This window comes from Providencia sp. wls1914 (assembly GCF_009706645.1).
Lineage (GTDB): Bacteria > Pseudomonadota > Gammaproteobacteria > Enterobacterales > Enterobacteriaceae > Providencia > Providencia zhijiangensis.
The window spans coordinates 254,499-270,121 of the sequence record NZ_WLUN01000016.1; the positions used below are offsets into that span (position 1 = coordinate 254,499).

Genomic DNA, 15,623 nt, shown 5'->3' on the forward strand with positions numbered 1-15,623 from the left:
TATTTATAAAAATCAGTGAGTGAGAGCCATTAATGAAAATGAATTAATGCAAGATAATTAACTGCCCGCCTTGCTTCGATGAAATAAGAATACAAGAGGTAATGAAGGGGATAAATGTGAACTGTGTATCAAATCAGGGTGAAAGTGTTAGTAATTTACACCGCATAAGAGTGATGGTGAGGTGAATATATTTCAAATCAATAATTTACTCTTTTGACGAGGAAATATTTTGACATATTCTCATCGGTTTATGATGGTACAATAACGAGAAAGGCTCCAAAAGCGTTAGGGAGACCCTAAATCTTTTGAAGCCTTTTTTATCTATTAATGGCTAAGCCATCAGTATATTAACTATTTTTTGCTACTTTTCTTTTCAGCTTTTGGTGCCGCTGGCTCTGCACTTTGTTCAGTAAATTCACGACCGTAGTAAGAATCCAGTAACAGTTGTTTAATTTCAGAAATCAGCGGATAACGTGGGTTAGCGCCAGTACATTGGTCATCAAATGCATCTTCAGACAGTTTATCTAAGTGAGCTAAGAAGTCTGCTTCTGCAACGCCAGCTTCACGGATAGACTTAGGAATGCCTAAATCAGCTTTCATTTCTTCTAACCAAGCCAGTAAGCGTTCAATTTTCGCACCAGTGCGGTCGCCTGCTTTAGTTAACCCTAAGTGGTCTGCAATTTCAGCATATTGGCGACGTGCTTGAGGGCGGTCATATTGGCTGAATGCTGTTTGCTTAGTTGGGTTATCATTTGCGTTGAAACGAATTACGTTACAAATCAACAGGGCGTTAGCTAAACCGTGTGGAATATGGAATTCCGATCCTAGTTTGTGTGCCATTGAGTGACAAACCCCTAAGAAGGCGTTAGCAAAAGCAATACCCGCTAATGTTGCCGCATTATGAACGCGCTCTCTTGCTACTGGGTTTTTTGCCCCTTCATGGTAGCTTGCTGGCAGATAATCTTTTAACAGGGTCAGTGCTTTGAGTGCTTGACCATCAGAGAACTCATTTGCCAGAACAGAAACATAAGATTCTAATGCGTGAGTCACTGCATCCAAACCACCAAACGCAGTTAAGGATTTAGGCATATTCATCACAAGGTTAGCATCAACAATCGCCATGTTTGGTGTTAATGCGTAGTCCGCTAATGGGTATTTTTGACCTGTTTTATCATCAGTCACAACGGCAAATGGTGTCACTTCTGAACCTGTACCTGAAGTGGTGGTGATAGCGACCAGTTTTGCTTTCACACCCATTTTCGGGAACTTATGGATACGTTTACGGATATCCATAAAACGTAACGCTAATTCTTCAAAGTGTGTTTCTGGATGTTCGTACATCACCCACATGATTTTCGCGGCATCCATTGGGGAACCACCACCTAAGGCAATGATTACATCCGGTTGGAAGGCTTGCATTTGCGCAGCACCTTTACGCACAACGGATAATGTTGGATCAGCTTCAACTTCAAAGAAAACATCGGTCTCAATATGGTGTTTTTTCAGAACATCGACAATTTCATCAACATAGCCATTATTAAATAAGTAGCTATCGGTCACGATAAAGACGCGTTTTGCACCATCAGTGGCTATCTCTTCTAAAGCGATTGGAAGACATCCACGGCGGAAATAGATTGAACTAGGAAGTTTATGCCACAACATATTTTCAGCTCTTTTTGCCACGGTTTTCTTATTGATTAAATGTTTTGGTCCTACGTTTTCAGAGATAGAGTTACCACCCCAAGAACCACAACCCAAGGTTAAAGATGGCGCCAGTTTAAAGTTATACAGGTCACCGATACCGCCTTGAGACGCAGGGGTATTAATCAAAATACGCGCCGTTTTCATTTTTTCGCCAAAATAGCTGACACGGTCATGCTGGTTATCTTGGTCAGTATAGAGACAAGATGTGTGACCGATACCCCCCATTTCCACTAACTGTTCAGCTTTCTCTACCGCATCTTCAAAGTTTTTAGCGCGATACATCGCTAAGAGTGGGGACAGTTTTTCATGAGCGAATGGTTCTGACTCATCAACAAGTTTGACTTCACCGATTAAAATCTTAGTCGTTTCAGGAACAACAACCCCAGCCATTTCTGCAATTTTAAATGCAGGTTGACCCACGATAGCCGCATTTAAGTTGCCATCTTTCAAAATAATATTTTGTACCGCTTTGAGCTCTTTACCTTGCAGCAGGTAGCCACCGTGGGTAGAGAAACGCTCACGGACTTGGTCATAAACCGCATCAACTACCACAACAGATTGTTCAGATGCGCAAATCACGCCGTTATCAAACGTTTTTGACATTAAGATAGAGGCAACAGCACGTTTGATGTCTGCAGTTTCATCGATAACAACTGGCGTGTTACCCGCACCAACACCAATCGCAGGTTTACCGGAACTGTAAGCTGCTTTCACCATGCCTGGGCCACCTGTCGCTAAGATCAGGTTAATGTCAGGGTGGTGCATCAGGGCATTGGATAGCTCAACAGAAGGGGAGTCAATCCAGCCAATAATATCTTTCGGTGCGCCAGCTTCAATGGCCGCATTCAATACAATTTCAGCTGCACGGTTGGTCGCAATTTTAGCGCGTGGGTGTGGAGAGAAAATAATTGCGTTACGGGTTTTTAAACTAATTAATGATTTAAAAATTGCGGTAGAGGTTGGGTTAGTAGTTGGAACGATACCGCAGATAATACCAATCGGCTCAGCAATGGTGATGGTACCAAAAGTTGGGTCTTCAGATAGAACACCACAGGTTTTTTCATCTTTATAGGCGTTGTAGATATACTCAGAAGCGAAGTGGTTTTTAATCACTTTATCTTCAACAATTCCCATGCCTGACTCTTCAACCGCGAGTTTTGCTAATGGAATTCGTGCATCAGCAGCAGCAAGGGCAGCGGCGCGGAAAATACGATCAACTTTCTCTTGAGAGAAGCTGGCAAATTCACGTTGAGCTTTTTTGACACGAGCAACAAGTTCATTGAGTTCAGTAACGTTTGTTACGGACATATAGATTACTCCTGATAAAGTTAAAATTTTTAAGCCAATGAGCAAAGCATCTAAAAAAAGCTGTTGTGGCTAGAGCGTCCAAAGTGGCCATTCTAAATAAGTACCTAAAACAACAGTATAGATAAACTTAATAATAATGCTTTTCACCCTGCTAATTGGCTTATAAATCTCAGATAAATAGCTCAAAAAGTAAAAATTAACTGATTGATCACTGCGTTTATCAGTTGAGACTAGATTAACAAAAAGGGAATTTAATAAAGTGATCTAAATCACAAAATATGCAAGCTGACTCCATTCAGCATGCCGTTTTTACGGGATTCCTTGATTTGCAAAAAAATGATTAATTTATCGCTAAAAAGAGGTGAATAAATCATCCTTTTTTAGTCATTAAGATAAGCTGCAATAAATAATTCTATTAAGATGCACAAAATTGTTCTTTAACTAAGGATTTTAGCGATTTCAGTGATAAAATTAGTTCAGGTAAGCGTTTCTTGTTTAAGAATTTTATGAGGGTATTAATGGGTGAGCGCAACATTACTTGATTTATCAGGCTATATTAAATTTTTTATTGGTCTATTTGCGTTAGTAAACCCGGTTGGTATCCTGCCTGTGTTTATTAGTATGACAAACTATCAAACCGTTGCGAGCCGCAATAGAACTAATACGATAGCCAACTCATCAGTCGCAATTATTCTCTGCACATCACTGTTGGTGGGGGACTCGATATTACAGCTGTTTGGTATTTCAATTGACTCATTCCGTATTGCGGGGGGAATTCTGATTGTCACCATCGCGTTATCGATGATCAGCGGTAAAATTGGTGAGGACAAACAGAACAAACAAGAAAAAACAGAAACCGCAGTGCGAGATAGTATTGGGGTGGTGCCGTTAGCGCTTCCGTTAATGGCGGGTCCCGGGGCAATCAGTTCGTGTATTGTCTGGTCATCACGTTGGACTGGCTGGCAGAACTTTATTGGTTTAGCGTTAACCAGTATTTTGTTCGCTTTTTGCTGTTGGCTGTTGTTCCGTTCTGCATCTTTACTGGTTCGTTACTTAGGGCAAACGGGCATCAACGTTGTCACCCGTATCATGGGCCTGCTACTTATGTCATTAGGCATCGAAATCGCTGTAACCGGTGTTAAAGCCATATTTCCAGGTCTTTTATAGTTTGAGCATTATTTAGCCGTCTTACGAGACGGCTATTCTCATCCGCTTTTCCCGTCATTCCATTATTCCTTTCGAGTTCAAAATACTCACTCAATTATTTTGGCGTGTTCTGTGCAACCAAGCTGTCCTTTACAACCAAAATAATTCCACTACGCGATAAATTTGAAATGTGATTATGTGTCGCACTTTTTGCAAAATTAGGCATAAAAAGTAAGGAAATGTGAGCTGCGTAAATTTATTCACTATTCTCATCAGAGATTGTTAATGATATGTTTGGATTATTGTTGATAAAGATTTTAAGAGTTATTTAAGGTTTTTTATTATCTAGTTGTTTTTATTTGAGTATTTAAAGGTTGAGAAAGTGTGTTACCCCTTTTAAATAGACTCTCTAACTTGAAATGTTAACTAAATGTAATTTTTTATAACTTTTTTTTATAAGCTTTCTGAGCAAAATTGCACCTTTAAGGAAAGCTTTTGGCGGTTAAATTAGAAAACAACTTAGGAAACAGTGACTAGAGCAGCAGTAAGTCAACAATGTGGAGGCGTGCCAAACGTCGTTCAACATACGTTGAAACGTTAACTGTAAAACCGTAACTATGAAATGGAGAAGGCGCAACGATGAAACTTACTACTAAGCACAGTTTACTTTCCTGTCTCATTTTCTCATTAGCAATTTCAGCTCAAGCCTCATCAATCCCCGATAAATCTTCATCAAATAAAACTTCCATAAATAAAATAGTGGTCAATAACGGTTCAGAAGTCACTTCACTCGATCCTCATAAGGTCGAAGGGGTGCCTGAAGGCAATATTATTTTAAATTTATTGGAAGGGCTGGTTTACGACGATATTAATGGAGTGGCCGTGCCTGGGATGGCAACGAGCTGGCAGAATGAGAACTACACCACATGGACATTTACCTTGCGAGATGATGCCAAGTGGAGCGATGGCACCCCCGTTGTTGCAGAGGATTTTGTATATAGTTGGCAGCGTTTAGCGGATCCTAAAACCGGTTCGCCTTATTCCAGTTATTTACAAAATGCTTATATTGAAAATGCAGACGCTATTTTAAAAGGTCAAAAACCCAAAGAATCGTTGGGTGTCAAAGCCCTTGATGACAAACATTTGCAAGTCACCCTAAGCCATCCAGTCCCGTATTTTATCGATATGCTTTCCCATACATCAATGAAACCAGTTAACCGTAAAGCTATTGAAAAATATGGTGATAAGTGGACTCAACCGGGATCTTTTGTGGGCAATGGTGCCTATGTGTTGGATGAGTGGACGGTCAACGAGCGAATTATCATCAAGCGTAATCCGCTATATTGGAATGACGCAAAAACGCAGATCGATCAAGCGACTTTTTTAGCCATTACCTCTGAAGTCAGTGATAACAACCGTTATCGCAGTGGAGAAATTGATATTAGTAATTCGGCTATTCCCCCAACACTGTTCAAAAAGATGAAAGCGGAAAAGCCGAACGAACTGTATGTACGTCCGTTTCTGTGTACGTTTTATTATGAAATTAATAACCAAAAAGCCCCATTCACTGACCCTCGGGTACGCGAAGCCATTAAATTAGGTTTAGACAGAGAAACCATCACCAATAAAATTATCGATCAAGGACAGACGGTAGCTTACGGTTTTACACCAACGTTTATCCATAATGGTAATTTTGCAGAGCCTGAATGGGCAAAGCTCACGCCAGAACAGCGTTATCAACGTGCGAAAGCGTTGCTTGCGGAGGCAGGATATAGCGCCAAAAATCCGCTTAAGTTTACCTTGCTATATAACACCTCAGACCAAAATAAACAGCAGGCAATTGTGGCCGCATCCATGTGGCAGAAAAATATTGGCGCAGAGGTAACGCTGCAAAACCAAGAGTGGAAAACCACACTGCAAAATCGCCATGAAGGGAATTATCAGGTTGCAAGAGCAACATGGTGCGCCGATTACAATGAACCGTCTGCATTCTTGAATTCATTACTGTCAGAAAACAGCAACAATACCGCTGCCTATAAAAATAAAGCTTATGACCAACTCCTTTTAGAGGCTTTAACTGCACCGAATGACCAAGCTCGTCAACAGATTTACCAACAGGCAGAAACCTTGCTGGATAAGGACTCTGCGCTAGTTCCCGTTTATTACCGTGTGAGTGCAAGGATGATCAAGCCCACAATCGGAGGATTTAAAGGTGAAGACCCTCTTGATCACATGGATATTAAGCGGTTATATATTAATTCTACTAATTAATAATTTTGTAATAAACAAAATAACTGCTTACTGACTCAGTAGGCAGATGCATCAACAACACAACCAAAACAATAGTATGGGAGTAACCAAAATAATGAGCAAATTACTGAATAAGACATTTGTTGCTTTAAGCGTTGCTGCTGGGTTAATGGCAGGGACGATGGCGACAAGTTATGGTGCAGTGGTGCCAGCAGGTGTCGAACTGGCTGAAAAACAAAATATGGTTCGCAATAATGGTTCTGAACCTCAATCCCTTGACCCGCATAAAATTGAAGGTGTTCCAGAGTCGGCTTTAGCAAGAGACCTTTTTGAAGGGATTACGATTGTCGGTCCTGATGGTGAAATTTTACCGGGCTCTGCTACAAGCTGGGAAAATAAAGATTTCACCGAGTGGACATTTAAAATTCGCGATGGCGCCAAATGGTCAAATGGTGACCCTGTCACGGCGGAAGACTTTGTTTATAGCTGGCGCAGACTCGCAGATCCTGATACCGCATCCCCATACGCGAGTTATTTGCAGTATGCACATATCAAAAATATTGATGATGTTATTGCCGGTAAGAAAAAACCAGAAGAGCTGGGCATTAAAGCGCTGGATGATAAAACTTTAGTGATTAGCTTGAGTGAAGCCGTCCCTTATATTCCCAAATTATTGGCACACTCCTCGATGTCACCAGTGAATAAAAAAACAATCGAAAAATATGGTGCTAAGTGGACTCAACCAGCCAATTTTGTGGGTAATGGCGCCTATAAATTAAAAGATTGGACAGTTAACGAACGTATTGTTTTAGAACGTAGTCCAACCTATTGGGATAACGCGAACACCGTGATTGACCAAGTGACTTTCCTGCCTATCTCCTCTGAAGTCACTGATGTTAACCGTTACCGCAGTGGTGAAATTGATATGACCTATAGCAATTTACCAATCGAACAATTCAAGTCACTGCAAGAAAACATGCCAAAAGAGCTGCGTGTAAACCCGTATCTCTGTATCTATTATTACGAAATTAATAATGAAAAACCGCCGTTTAATGACCCGCGTGTTCGTGAAGCGTTAAAGCTTTCAATGGACAGAGATGTCATTACTTACAAAGTGAAAGCGCAAGGTGATATTCCTGCTTATGGCTTCACACCACCGTTTACCAGTGGCATGAAAACAGAAAAACCAGACTGGTATGCGAACATGACTCAAGAGCAGCGTAACGAAAAAGCCAAACAGCTGCTGGAAGAAGCGGGTTACAACAAATCAAATCCATTGAAATTCAACTTACTGTATAACACGTCAGATTTACATAAACGTATCGCGATAGCCGCATCATCCATGTGGAAGAAAAACATTGGCGCTGATGTGAAACTGGAAAACCAAGAGTGGAAAACTTTCTTAGATAGCCGTCACCAAGGTAACTATGACGTAGCGCGTGCGGGCTGGTGTGCGGATTATAACGAACCGTCATCCTTCTTAAACATGCTGCTTTCTTATAGCAGTAACAATACCGTGCATTATAAAAACAAAGATTTCGATGCCATCATGAAGAAAACACTTCAGGTGAAAACGGATGAAGAGCGTGCTGAGTTGTACCAACAAGCTGAAAAACTGTTAGATAAAGACTCTGGTATCGTGCCTCTCTACTACTATGTGAACACCCGCTTAGTGAAGCCATACGTGGGTGGATATACGGGTAAAGATCCATTAGATAACTTACATACTAAAGATCTGTATATCATCAAGCACTAATCACAACAGGCTGGCTCCTTGTGAGCCAGCTATAAGCCTAATGGCAATATTACCTAAATGGCAATAGAAGTAGGAAAGGGCAATGTTTAAATTTATTTTGCGTCGTTTGCTTGAAGCAATTCCGACTTTACTGATTCTTATCACCATCTCATTTTTCATGATGAGACTCGCGCCGGGTAGCCCGTTTACCGGCGAACGTAAACTTCCACCCGAAGTTATGGCCAACATTGAGGCGAAGTATCACCTTAATGACCCTATGTATAAGCAGTATTTCAACTACTTATTCCAACTTTCTCAAGGGGATTTCGGTCCTTCTTTCAAATATAAAGACTACAGTGTCAACGACTTAGTTGCGAAAGCCTTTCCTGTGTCTGCAAAATTAGGCGCCACAGCCTTTGTGGTTGCGGTGTTATTTGGTGTTACTGCGGGGGTGATTGCCGCATTAAATCAAAATACCAAATGGGACTTTACAGTCATGGGATTCGCCATGACGGGGGTTGTCATCCCAAGCTTTGTTGTGGCACCACTTTTGGTGCTAATTTTTGCCATTCACTTGAAATGGCTCCCCGGTGGAGGCTGGGATGGTGGTAATGTCACGCACATGATTTTGCCGATGGTGGCGCTCTCTTTGGCGTATATCGCCAGTATTTCGCGTATTACCCGTGGCTCGATGATTGAGATCATGCACTCAAACTTTATTCGTACTGCACGAGCAAAAGGATTACCGCTGCGTACCATTATTTTCCGCCATGCGTTAAAACCTGCATTACTGCCAGTGCTCTCTTATATGGGGCCTGCATTTGTGGGGATCATCACGGGCTCAATGGTGATTGAAACCATTTTCGGCTTACCGGGAATTGGGCAGTTGTTCGTCAATGGCGCACTGAACCGTGATTACTCGTTAGTGCTCAGCTTAACGATTTTAGTTGGGGTATTGACCATTGCCTTTAATGCTATTGTCGATGTGCTGTATGCCGTCATCGACCCGAAAATTCGTTACTAGAACCGGAGAAACACTATGTTATTAAACAACAAAAATAGTGAAGCTCTGGAAAATTTTTCTGAGCAATTAGATATTGAAGGGCGCAGTCTTTGGCAAGATGCAAGACGACGCTTTATGCATAACCGTGCGGCAATTGTTAGCCTATGCGTGCTATTTTTTATCACGCTGTTTGTGATTTTTGCCCCGATGTTATCGCCGTTTTTATATGATGATACCGACTGGGAAATGATGTCGACGCCACCTGATTGGGCGACGGGACACTATTTTGGAACCGATGCTTCAGGGCGTGATCTACTTGTGCGCGTGGCAATTGGTGGACGAATTTCGTTAATGGTCGGCGTAGCGGCGGCATTAGTCGCGGTGGTGGTCGGCACCTTATATGGCTCACTGGCAGGTTATGTGGGTGGTAAAGTCGACTCCATCATGATGCGCTTACTGGAGATTTTAAACTCCTTCCCATTTATGTTCTTCGTTATTTTGTTAGTGACGTTATTCGGTACCAATATCCTATTGATCTTCGTGGCCATTGGGATGGTGTCATGGCTGGATATGGCGCGTATCGTGCGTGGGCAAACATTAGGGTTAAAACGCAAAGAGTTTATTGAAGCGGCGTTAGTCTGCGGTGTTAGCACCCGCCACATTATCCTGCGTCATATCGTACCGAACGTACTGGGTGTGGTCGTGGTTTACGCATCATTATTAGTCCCAAGTATGATCCTGTTTGAGTCATTCTTAAGCTTCCTTGGCTTAGGAACGCAAGAGCCACTCAGTAGCTGGGGTGCTTTACTCAGTGATGGCGCTAACTCTATGGAAGTCACGCCGTGGTTACTGCTGATCCCCGCTGGGTTCTTAGTTATCACGTTGTTCTGTTTTAACTTTATCGGCGATGGCTTACGTGATGCCCTCGACCCGAAAGATCGCTAAGGGGCTAATTTATGGAACATTCAACACGCAAAAGCCCTTTATTATCGGTGCAAGATTTAAACGTCACATTTGCTACCCAAGATGGGGATGTGACGGCGGTGAATAAACTCAATTTTGAATTGAGTGCTGGGGAAACTCTGGGAATTGTGGGGGAATCCGGCTCGGGGAAATCCCAAACCGCTTTTGCCTTGATGGGATTGCTGGCAAAAAATGGCCGAGTAGGTGGCTCCGCCATGTTTAATGGCCGTGAGATTTTAAACCTCAAGGAGAAAGAGCTTAACCGCATGCGCGCGGAAGAGATCTCCATGATTTTCCAAGACCCCATGACCTCCCTCAACCCATACCTGAAAATTGGTACGCAGTTATCTGAAGTGTTGATGCTGCACAAAGGGATGAGTAAGAAAGAGGCCTTTGAAGAATCCGTACGTATGTTGGATGCGGTAAAAATGCCAGAAGCTCGTAAACGCATGAATATGTATCCGCATGAGTTTTCTGGTGGGATGCGCCAGCGTGTGATGATTGCGATGGCGCTACTGTGCCAACCAAAATTGCTGATCGCCGATGAACCGACAACCGCCTTGGACGTCACGGTACAAGCGCAGATCATGACCTTGCTGAATGAACTGAAGCAGGAATTTGATACCGCGATCATCTTAATTACCCACGACTTAGGGGTTGTCGCTGGTGTGTGTGACAAGGTACTCGTAATGTATGCGGGGCGCACGATGGAGTATGGCAGCGCACGAGATATTTTCTATCAGCCATCTCATCCATATTCGCTGGGTTTATTAGCGGCAGTGCCGCGCTTAGATGGTGATGACGATAACTTAGCCACGATCCCAGGCAACCCGCCAAACTTATTACGCTTACCAAAAGGGTGTCCGTTCTCACCGCGTTGCCAATATGCAAACCAGCACTGTGTAGAGCAAGAACCTCAATTAGCCAGTTTTGCACAATCACGTTTACGTGCCTGCTTTAAGCCTGTGGAGGAATTAGTATGAGCCAAGAAAATAGGCAGGTGCTGCTGGAAGTCAATGACTTAAAAGTGCATTTTTCCATCAGAGATAAACAACAATGGTTCTGGCAGCCGGATAAAAGTTTAAAAGCCGTCGATGGGGTGACACTACGTTTATACGAAGGGGAAACCTTGGGTGTGGTGGGGGAATCTGGCTGCGGTAAATCCACATTTGCACGTGCATTAATTGGTTTGGTGAAATCTACCAGTGGCACGGTGACGTGGCTAGGGCAAAACTTGCTCACCATGAACGACAAACAGTGGCGTAATGTGCGTAGCGATATTCAAATGATTTTCCAAGATCCACTGGCATCCTTAAACCCACGGATGACGATTGGAGATATTATCGCGGAGCCACTAAAAACTTATCATCCGAAGATGCCACAAAAAGAAATCACTGAAAAAGTGAAAAAAATGATGATGCGAGTCGGGTTACTACCCAATCTGATCAACCGCTATCCTCATGAATTCTCTGGTGGCCAATGTCAACGCATTGGGATTGCACGGGCGCTGATTTTAGAGCCGAAATTGGTGATTTGTGATGAGCCAGTGTCTGCGCTGGACGTCTCCATTCAAGCGCAAGTGGTGAACTTACTGCAAGAACTTCAGCGGGAAATGAAGCTTTCTTTAATCTTTATTGCCCACGATCTCGCGGTGGTCAAACACATTTCAGACCGCGTACTCGTCATGTATTTAGGACATGCGGTGGAGCTGGGAACTTACGACGAAGTGTATAACAACCCGCTGCACCCTTATACGCGCGCATTGATGTCTGCGGTGCCAGTACCGGATCCAGATAAGGAAAAAAATAAGCAAATTGAGCTGCTTGAGGGGGAATTGCCATCACCAATTAACCCGCCTTCAGGTTGTGTATTCAGAACCCGCTGCCCAAGTGCGGATGCTGAATGCGCTAAAACCCGCCCATTACTAGAAGGAAGTTTCAAGCATGCAGTGTCTTGTTTGAAAATTGACCCACTGTAATCGATAAGATTTGCGTTTTATTGTTGTATTAAGGCTCCCTTTATCATTCATAAAGTGGAGCTTTTTTATGGGGAACAGTTTTCAGAAAATTCAAACCTAATTGCTACTTAAAATAATCAGTTAGCTATGATATTAAAGGCAATGATATTAAAGACGATAATATTAAAAATAAATAATTAAAACTTATAGGGCAGTAACCATTAATGAGTGACCACTTGCAGCAGATCCATCAAACATGGATAGCCATCAACCAGCGCTATGCAGATGACCAAATCCAACGTATTCAACAAAAACTCCCCCTTGCTAAGCAAATGGACAGCGATGAAGCGTTGTTCGGAGCGGACAGCCACCATTATCAGCTCAATCCACCTTTGGATATGGCACAGATAGCACAGTGGCAGCGACGTACTGGTGTGCAATTACCCCAAGAATATGTGCAATTTATGACGCAATTGGGTAATGGCGGTGCAGGCCCTTACTACGGTATAGAGCGCTTTGAAGACAGTGAAAATCGTTATGATGCGGTGGCATTACCTTGCGTGCTTAGCCCAACCATGAGCAATGAAGAGTGGCAAACACTCAGTCACTTAGCGGAAGATTGTAGTGATGAAGAGTACGACTCACGGGAAAGTTTGCTTCACCAAGGGCTGTTTTACCTTGGCACTTGCGGCTGTACGTATGACATCCTGCTGGTGGTGACGGGCAAACATGCCGGGCGACTGGTTTATACCCACGAATGGTGTGACTCGCCAACACCGTATCAGTTTGCTTATGAAAGTCATTTCTTGGATTGGTATGAACGCTGGCTAGATGAAATTATTCAGCAATATGATACTGGTTGGTTTGGACATCGGATGGGCGGTGATGAAACTACGTTATTCAACCTATTTCATCATGAAGATAATGAAAAAACGAAGCTGGTGGCGCTAGAAGGACTGAAAAAGTTACCGTCATTATCGGAAAAGGGCATTGAGCAACTCGCTCGTATATTAGATAACGAAATACTCAACGTTTACCATGTGAAGGCACTGGAAGTATTAGCAAAATATTCCGTTGCTGCTTCATCGGACTATTTAGCCCAAACGCTTGAGAGCCAAAATATTGCGCAAATTAATCGTGGATTGCAGCTGATTTATTGGTATCAAAAAGCGGATTTAGCGAAGTTTCAATCGGCTATTTTAGCCAAATTAGCACAGTGCGAACATGCAGATACGGTGAGCTTTGCGGGATATATCCTCAAGGAATTGCAAGCGATCAAAGTGGAAGATTTCCAACACTTATTTAATCATGCTGATAGTCAGATTGCCGTCAGTGCGTTGTATGCGGCTTCCCATGATGTCAATTTTAGCCAAAAGGTCGCTAATTACTTTGAATATATGATTGCGGATAAGAGTGAAGTTGCATTAACCGCGATCCAAGCTGTCGCGCGTTCACCTGAATTTGCGGATGGGGTGGAACCGTATATTGTGGCGGCGTGGGAAAAATACCCATTAGATAAGAGTGATTATATTCGCAATAATCTGCGTCTCTATATTAAGAAGCATCATTTGCCGTTGGATTTAGCAGAATAAAGTTTAATAAAAGATGAGGGAATATTTCCCCCATCTTTTATTTCTACTTACTGTTTCCATTCGATATGTTGGAAAGGGTGCTTAGGGTTCCGGCTGATAAGAATTCGTGCAAAGATATCGTCAATCTCATCCTCTGGGCTTTTAGCAAGTCCGATCACCACTTCACTCATTTGCGCTAAAGGTAATCCTTGAGTGGCGAGAATATGCCAATCTTGACTGAATGGCACAATTTCAGCCGCGCCACACTCTTCGAACTGCAAAGCGAAAATCACTTGGTCGGCAGGCTCTAAGTTCTCCATCGCACCTTCAAGGAAAAGGTCATAGGCAATTTCAATGATTTCATCTTCATCGATTAGGTTAATACTTGGGTTCTGGCTCATGACGTTTTCCTAACAGTTAAGCAATGGTGATGATAGTTATTATAATTACAATAATGGGCTAAAGAAGTAGCACAGGCGCTCAATCACACGGTTCCAGAACGGGCGTTGTTCCCATTCTTCAATATCTAAGCGTGTGGAGCGAGCCATATAATCATACTGAACCAGCGTCAGATCGCTACCAAAACTTTTATCGTCAATCACGACTGTAATTTCAAAGTTCAGCCATAAACTGCGCATATCTAAGTTTACTGAACCGACTAAGCTTAATTCCCCATCAACACAGACACTCTTAGTATGCAGCAACCCATCTTCAAACTGGTAAATTTTCACGCCAGCTTCCAATAATTCTGTATAGAAAGAGCGGCTTGCCCAACGAACTAAGAAAGAGTCATTATGGCGAGGCATGATGATACTGACATCAACGCCGCGCATCGCTGCGGTACAGATTGCATGCAGCAAATCATCACTTGGTACAAAGTATGGGGTGGTCATGATCAGCTGCTTACGAGCGGAGAACATAGCCGTCATTAATGATTGCTGGATAAGTTCTTCAGGGAAACCCGGGCCTGAAGCAATCATTTGGGTAGTATGTCCGTTATCTTGCTCGAACGGCATGATATTGCTATCTGGTGGCGGCGGTAAAATGCGTTGTCCTGTTTCCATTTCCCAGTCAAAGGCGTAGACAATCCCTAATGTGGTGCTCACTGGGCCTTCCATACGAACTAAAATATCTACCCATTCACCGACACCCGCATCTTGTTTAAAGTAGCGCGGATCCACCATGTTCATACTGCCGGTGTAGGAGATATAGTTATCAATGACAACGATTTTACGATGCTGGCGTAAATCCATACGGCGCAGGAAAAAACGCATAAGGTTGACTTTTAGAGATTCGACAAACTCAATCCCTGCGGCACGCATTTTATCGGGATAATCACTGCGGAAAAAATGCCAGCTTCCTGCGGAGTCCACCATAATACGGCATTTAACACCACGTTTTGCCGCATTGAGAAGGGCTTCAGTGACTTCATCGACTAGCCCACCTGGTTGCCAAATATAGAACACCATTTCGATAGAGTTCTTAGCATTATTAATATCATTGGCAATGGCTTTTAGTGAGTCTTCGCTGGTGGTCAGTAATTGAATGCGGTTGCCTTTGACGCCTGCAATACCTTGGCGTTTCTCACACAGTTGGAATAATGGCTCCGCAACGGGGCTGTTATCATTAGCAAAAATGTGTTTGGAGAGGCGTAGATTTTCCAGCCAAGTAGCAACTGATGGCCACATTTGATGGGCTTTATCGATACGACGTCGACCTAAATGAAGTTCACCAAATGCAGCATACGCGATGATCCCCACCAGTGGCAGGATATAAATGATCAGCAACCATGTCATCGCTGAGGTGACGGGGCGACGTGTGACGAGGATACGAACAGTAACCCCAGCCACAATTAACCAATACAGAAAAAATAGTAACCAACTCATTAAGGTGTAGACGGTTGCCATAATGGATAACAAGCCTCACTGACAGAGAGAAAAAGAGTCGAAAAAAGAAAATATGTCTTATTAAATATAGACTAAGAAT

Annotated in this window: 10 protein-coding genes and 1 pseudogene; 8 read left to right on the plus strand and 3 right to left on the minus strand. The window is 42.9% G+C overall.

All coding sequences use genetic code 11. The annotated features are described in order from the left end of the window. Nucleotides 1-351 precede the first annotated feature (351 nt). Nucleotides 352-3,012 (minus strand): bifunctional acetaldehyde-CoA/alcohol dehydrogenase, encoded by a 2,661-nt coding sequence (gene adhE / locus GKR74_RS11840; protein WP_154603722.1) that lies wholly within the window; start codon nucleotides 3,010-3,012, stop codon nucleotides 352-354. Between the two features lie 522 nt (nucleotides 3,013-3,534). On the opposite strand from adhE, the gene GKR74_RS11845 reads away from it, so the two are divergent. From GKR74_RS11845 to GKR74_RS11880, 8 genes and pseudogenes are all read left to right on the plus strand, one after another. Then, a complete protein-coding gene (locus tag GKR74_RS11845) occupies nucleotides 3,535-4,179 on the plus strand; it encodes a YchE family NAAT transporter (RefSeq protein ID WP_036956506.1) in 645 nt (214 codons plus the stop codon). Between the two features lie 618 nt (nucleotides 4,180-4,797). Further along, the gene (locus GKR74_RS11850; protein WP_154603723.1) at nucleotides 4,798-6,429 is read left to right on the plus strand and encodes an ABC transporter substrate-binding protein; all 1,632 of its coding nucleotides are present in this window, start codon (nucleotides 4,798-4,800) and stop codon (nucleotides 6,427-6,429) included. A 94-nt stretch (nucleotides 6,430-6,523) separates the two neighbouring features. Further along, nucleotides 6,524-8,164: an oligopeptide ABC transporter substrate-binding protein OppA gene (gene oppA / locus GKR74_RS11855; protein WP_108478074.1), complete on the plus strand. Its 1,641-nt coding sequence runs from the start codon at nucleotides 6,524-6,526 to the stop codon at nucleotides 8,162-8,164. 82 nt (nucleotides 8,165-8,246) lie between these two features. Then, nucleotides 8,247-9,167 (plus strand): oligopeptide ABC transporter permease OppB, encoded by a 921-nt coding sequence (oppB, locus tag GKR74_RS11860; protein ID WP_154603724.1) that lies wholly within the window; start codon nucleotides 8,247-8,249, stop codon nucleotides 9,165-9,167. Between the two features lie 15 nt (nucleotides 9,168-9,182). Further along, on the plus strand, nucleotides 9,183-10,091 hold the full coding sequence (gene oppC / locus GKR74_RS11865) for an oligopeptide ABC transporter permease OppC (protein WP_154603725.1): 909 nt from the start codon (nucleotides 9,183-9,185) through the stop codon (nucleotides 10,089-10,091). Nucleotides 10,092-10,102: 11 nt separating this feature from the next. Beyond that, nucleotides 10,103-11,134: pseudogene (locus GKR74_RS11870) on the plus strand (ABC transporter ATP-binding protein). Beyond that, a complete protein-coding gene (gene oppF, locus GKR74_RS11875) occupies nucleotides 11,089-12,087 on the plus strand; it encodes a murein tripeptide/oligopeptide ABC transporter ATP binding protein OppF (protein ID WP_154603727.1) in 999 nt (332 codons plus the stop codon). The pseudogene GKR74_RS11870 and the gene oppF overlap by 46 nt, the downstream one beginning before the upstream one ends. Nucleotides 12,088-12,290: 203 nt before the next feature. Continuing rightward, complete coding sequence (locus GKR74_RS11880) at nucleotides 12,291-13,658, plus strand: SMI1/KNR4 family protein (protein WP_154603728.1); 1,368 nt, start codon at nucleotides 12,291-12,293, stop codon at nucleotides 13,656-13,658. Between the two features lie 47 nt (nucleotides 13,659-13,705). Here the strand turns inward: GKR74_RS11880 and GKR74_RS11885 are convergent, their stop codons facing one another. Continuing rightward, nucleotides 13,706-14,038, minus strand: a complete 333-nt coding sequence (locus GKR74_RS11885; protein WP_154603729.1) for an HI1450 family dsDNA-mimic protein — start codon at nucleotides 14,036-14,038, stop codon at nucleotides 13,706-13,708. A gap of 45 nt (nucleotides 14,039-14,083) precedes the next feature. Continuing rightward, nucleotides 14,084-15,544: a cardiolipin synthase gene (cls, locus tag GKR74_RS11890; RefSeq protein ID WP_036956524.1), complete on the minus strand. Its 1,461-nt coding sequence runs from the start codon at nucleotides 15,542-15,544 to the stop codon at nucleotides 14,084-14,086. Nucleotides 15,545-15,623: the final 79 nt, after the last annotated feature.

What these genes read in the sequence shown, in the direction of transcription:
- adhE (WP_154603722.1), bottom strand. Translation starts at nt 3,012, where the DNA reads ATGTCCGTAACAAACGTTACTGAACTCAATGAACTTGTTGCTCGTGTC.
- GKR74_RS11850 (WP_154603723.1), top strand. Translation starts at nt 4,798, where the DNA reads ATGAAACTTACTACTAAGCACAGTTTACTTTCCTGTCTCATTTTCTCA.
- oppA (WP_108478074.1), top strand. Translation starts at nt 6,524, where the DNA reads ATGAGCAAATTACTGAATAAGACATTTGTTGCTTTAAGCGTTGCTGCT.
- oppB (WP_154603724.1), top strand. Translation starts at nt 8,247, where the DNA reads ATGTTTAAATTTATTTTGCGTCGTTTGCTTGAAGCAATTCCGACTTTA.
- oppC (WP_154603725.1), top strand. Translation starts at nt 9,183, where the DNA reads ATGTTATTAAACAACAAAAATAGTGAAGCTCTGGAAAATTTTTCTGAG.
- oppF (WP_154603727.1), top strand. Translation starts at nt 11,089, where the DNA reads ATGAGCCAAGAAAATAGGCAGGTGCTGCTGGAAGTCAATGACTTAAAA.
- GKR74_RS11880 (WP_154603728.1), top strand. Translation starts at nt 12,291, where the DNA reads ATGAGTGACCACTTGCAGCAGATCCATCAAACATGGATAGCCATCAAC.
- GKR74_RS11885 (WP_154603729.1), bottom strand. Translation starts at nt 14,038, where the DNA reads ATGAGCCAGAACCCAAGTATTAACCTAATCGATGAAGATGAAATCATT.
- cls (WP_036956524.1), bottom strand. Translation starts at nt 15,544, where the DNA reads ATGGCAACCGTCTACACCTTAATGAGTTGGTTACTATTTTTTCTGTAT.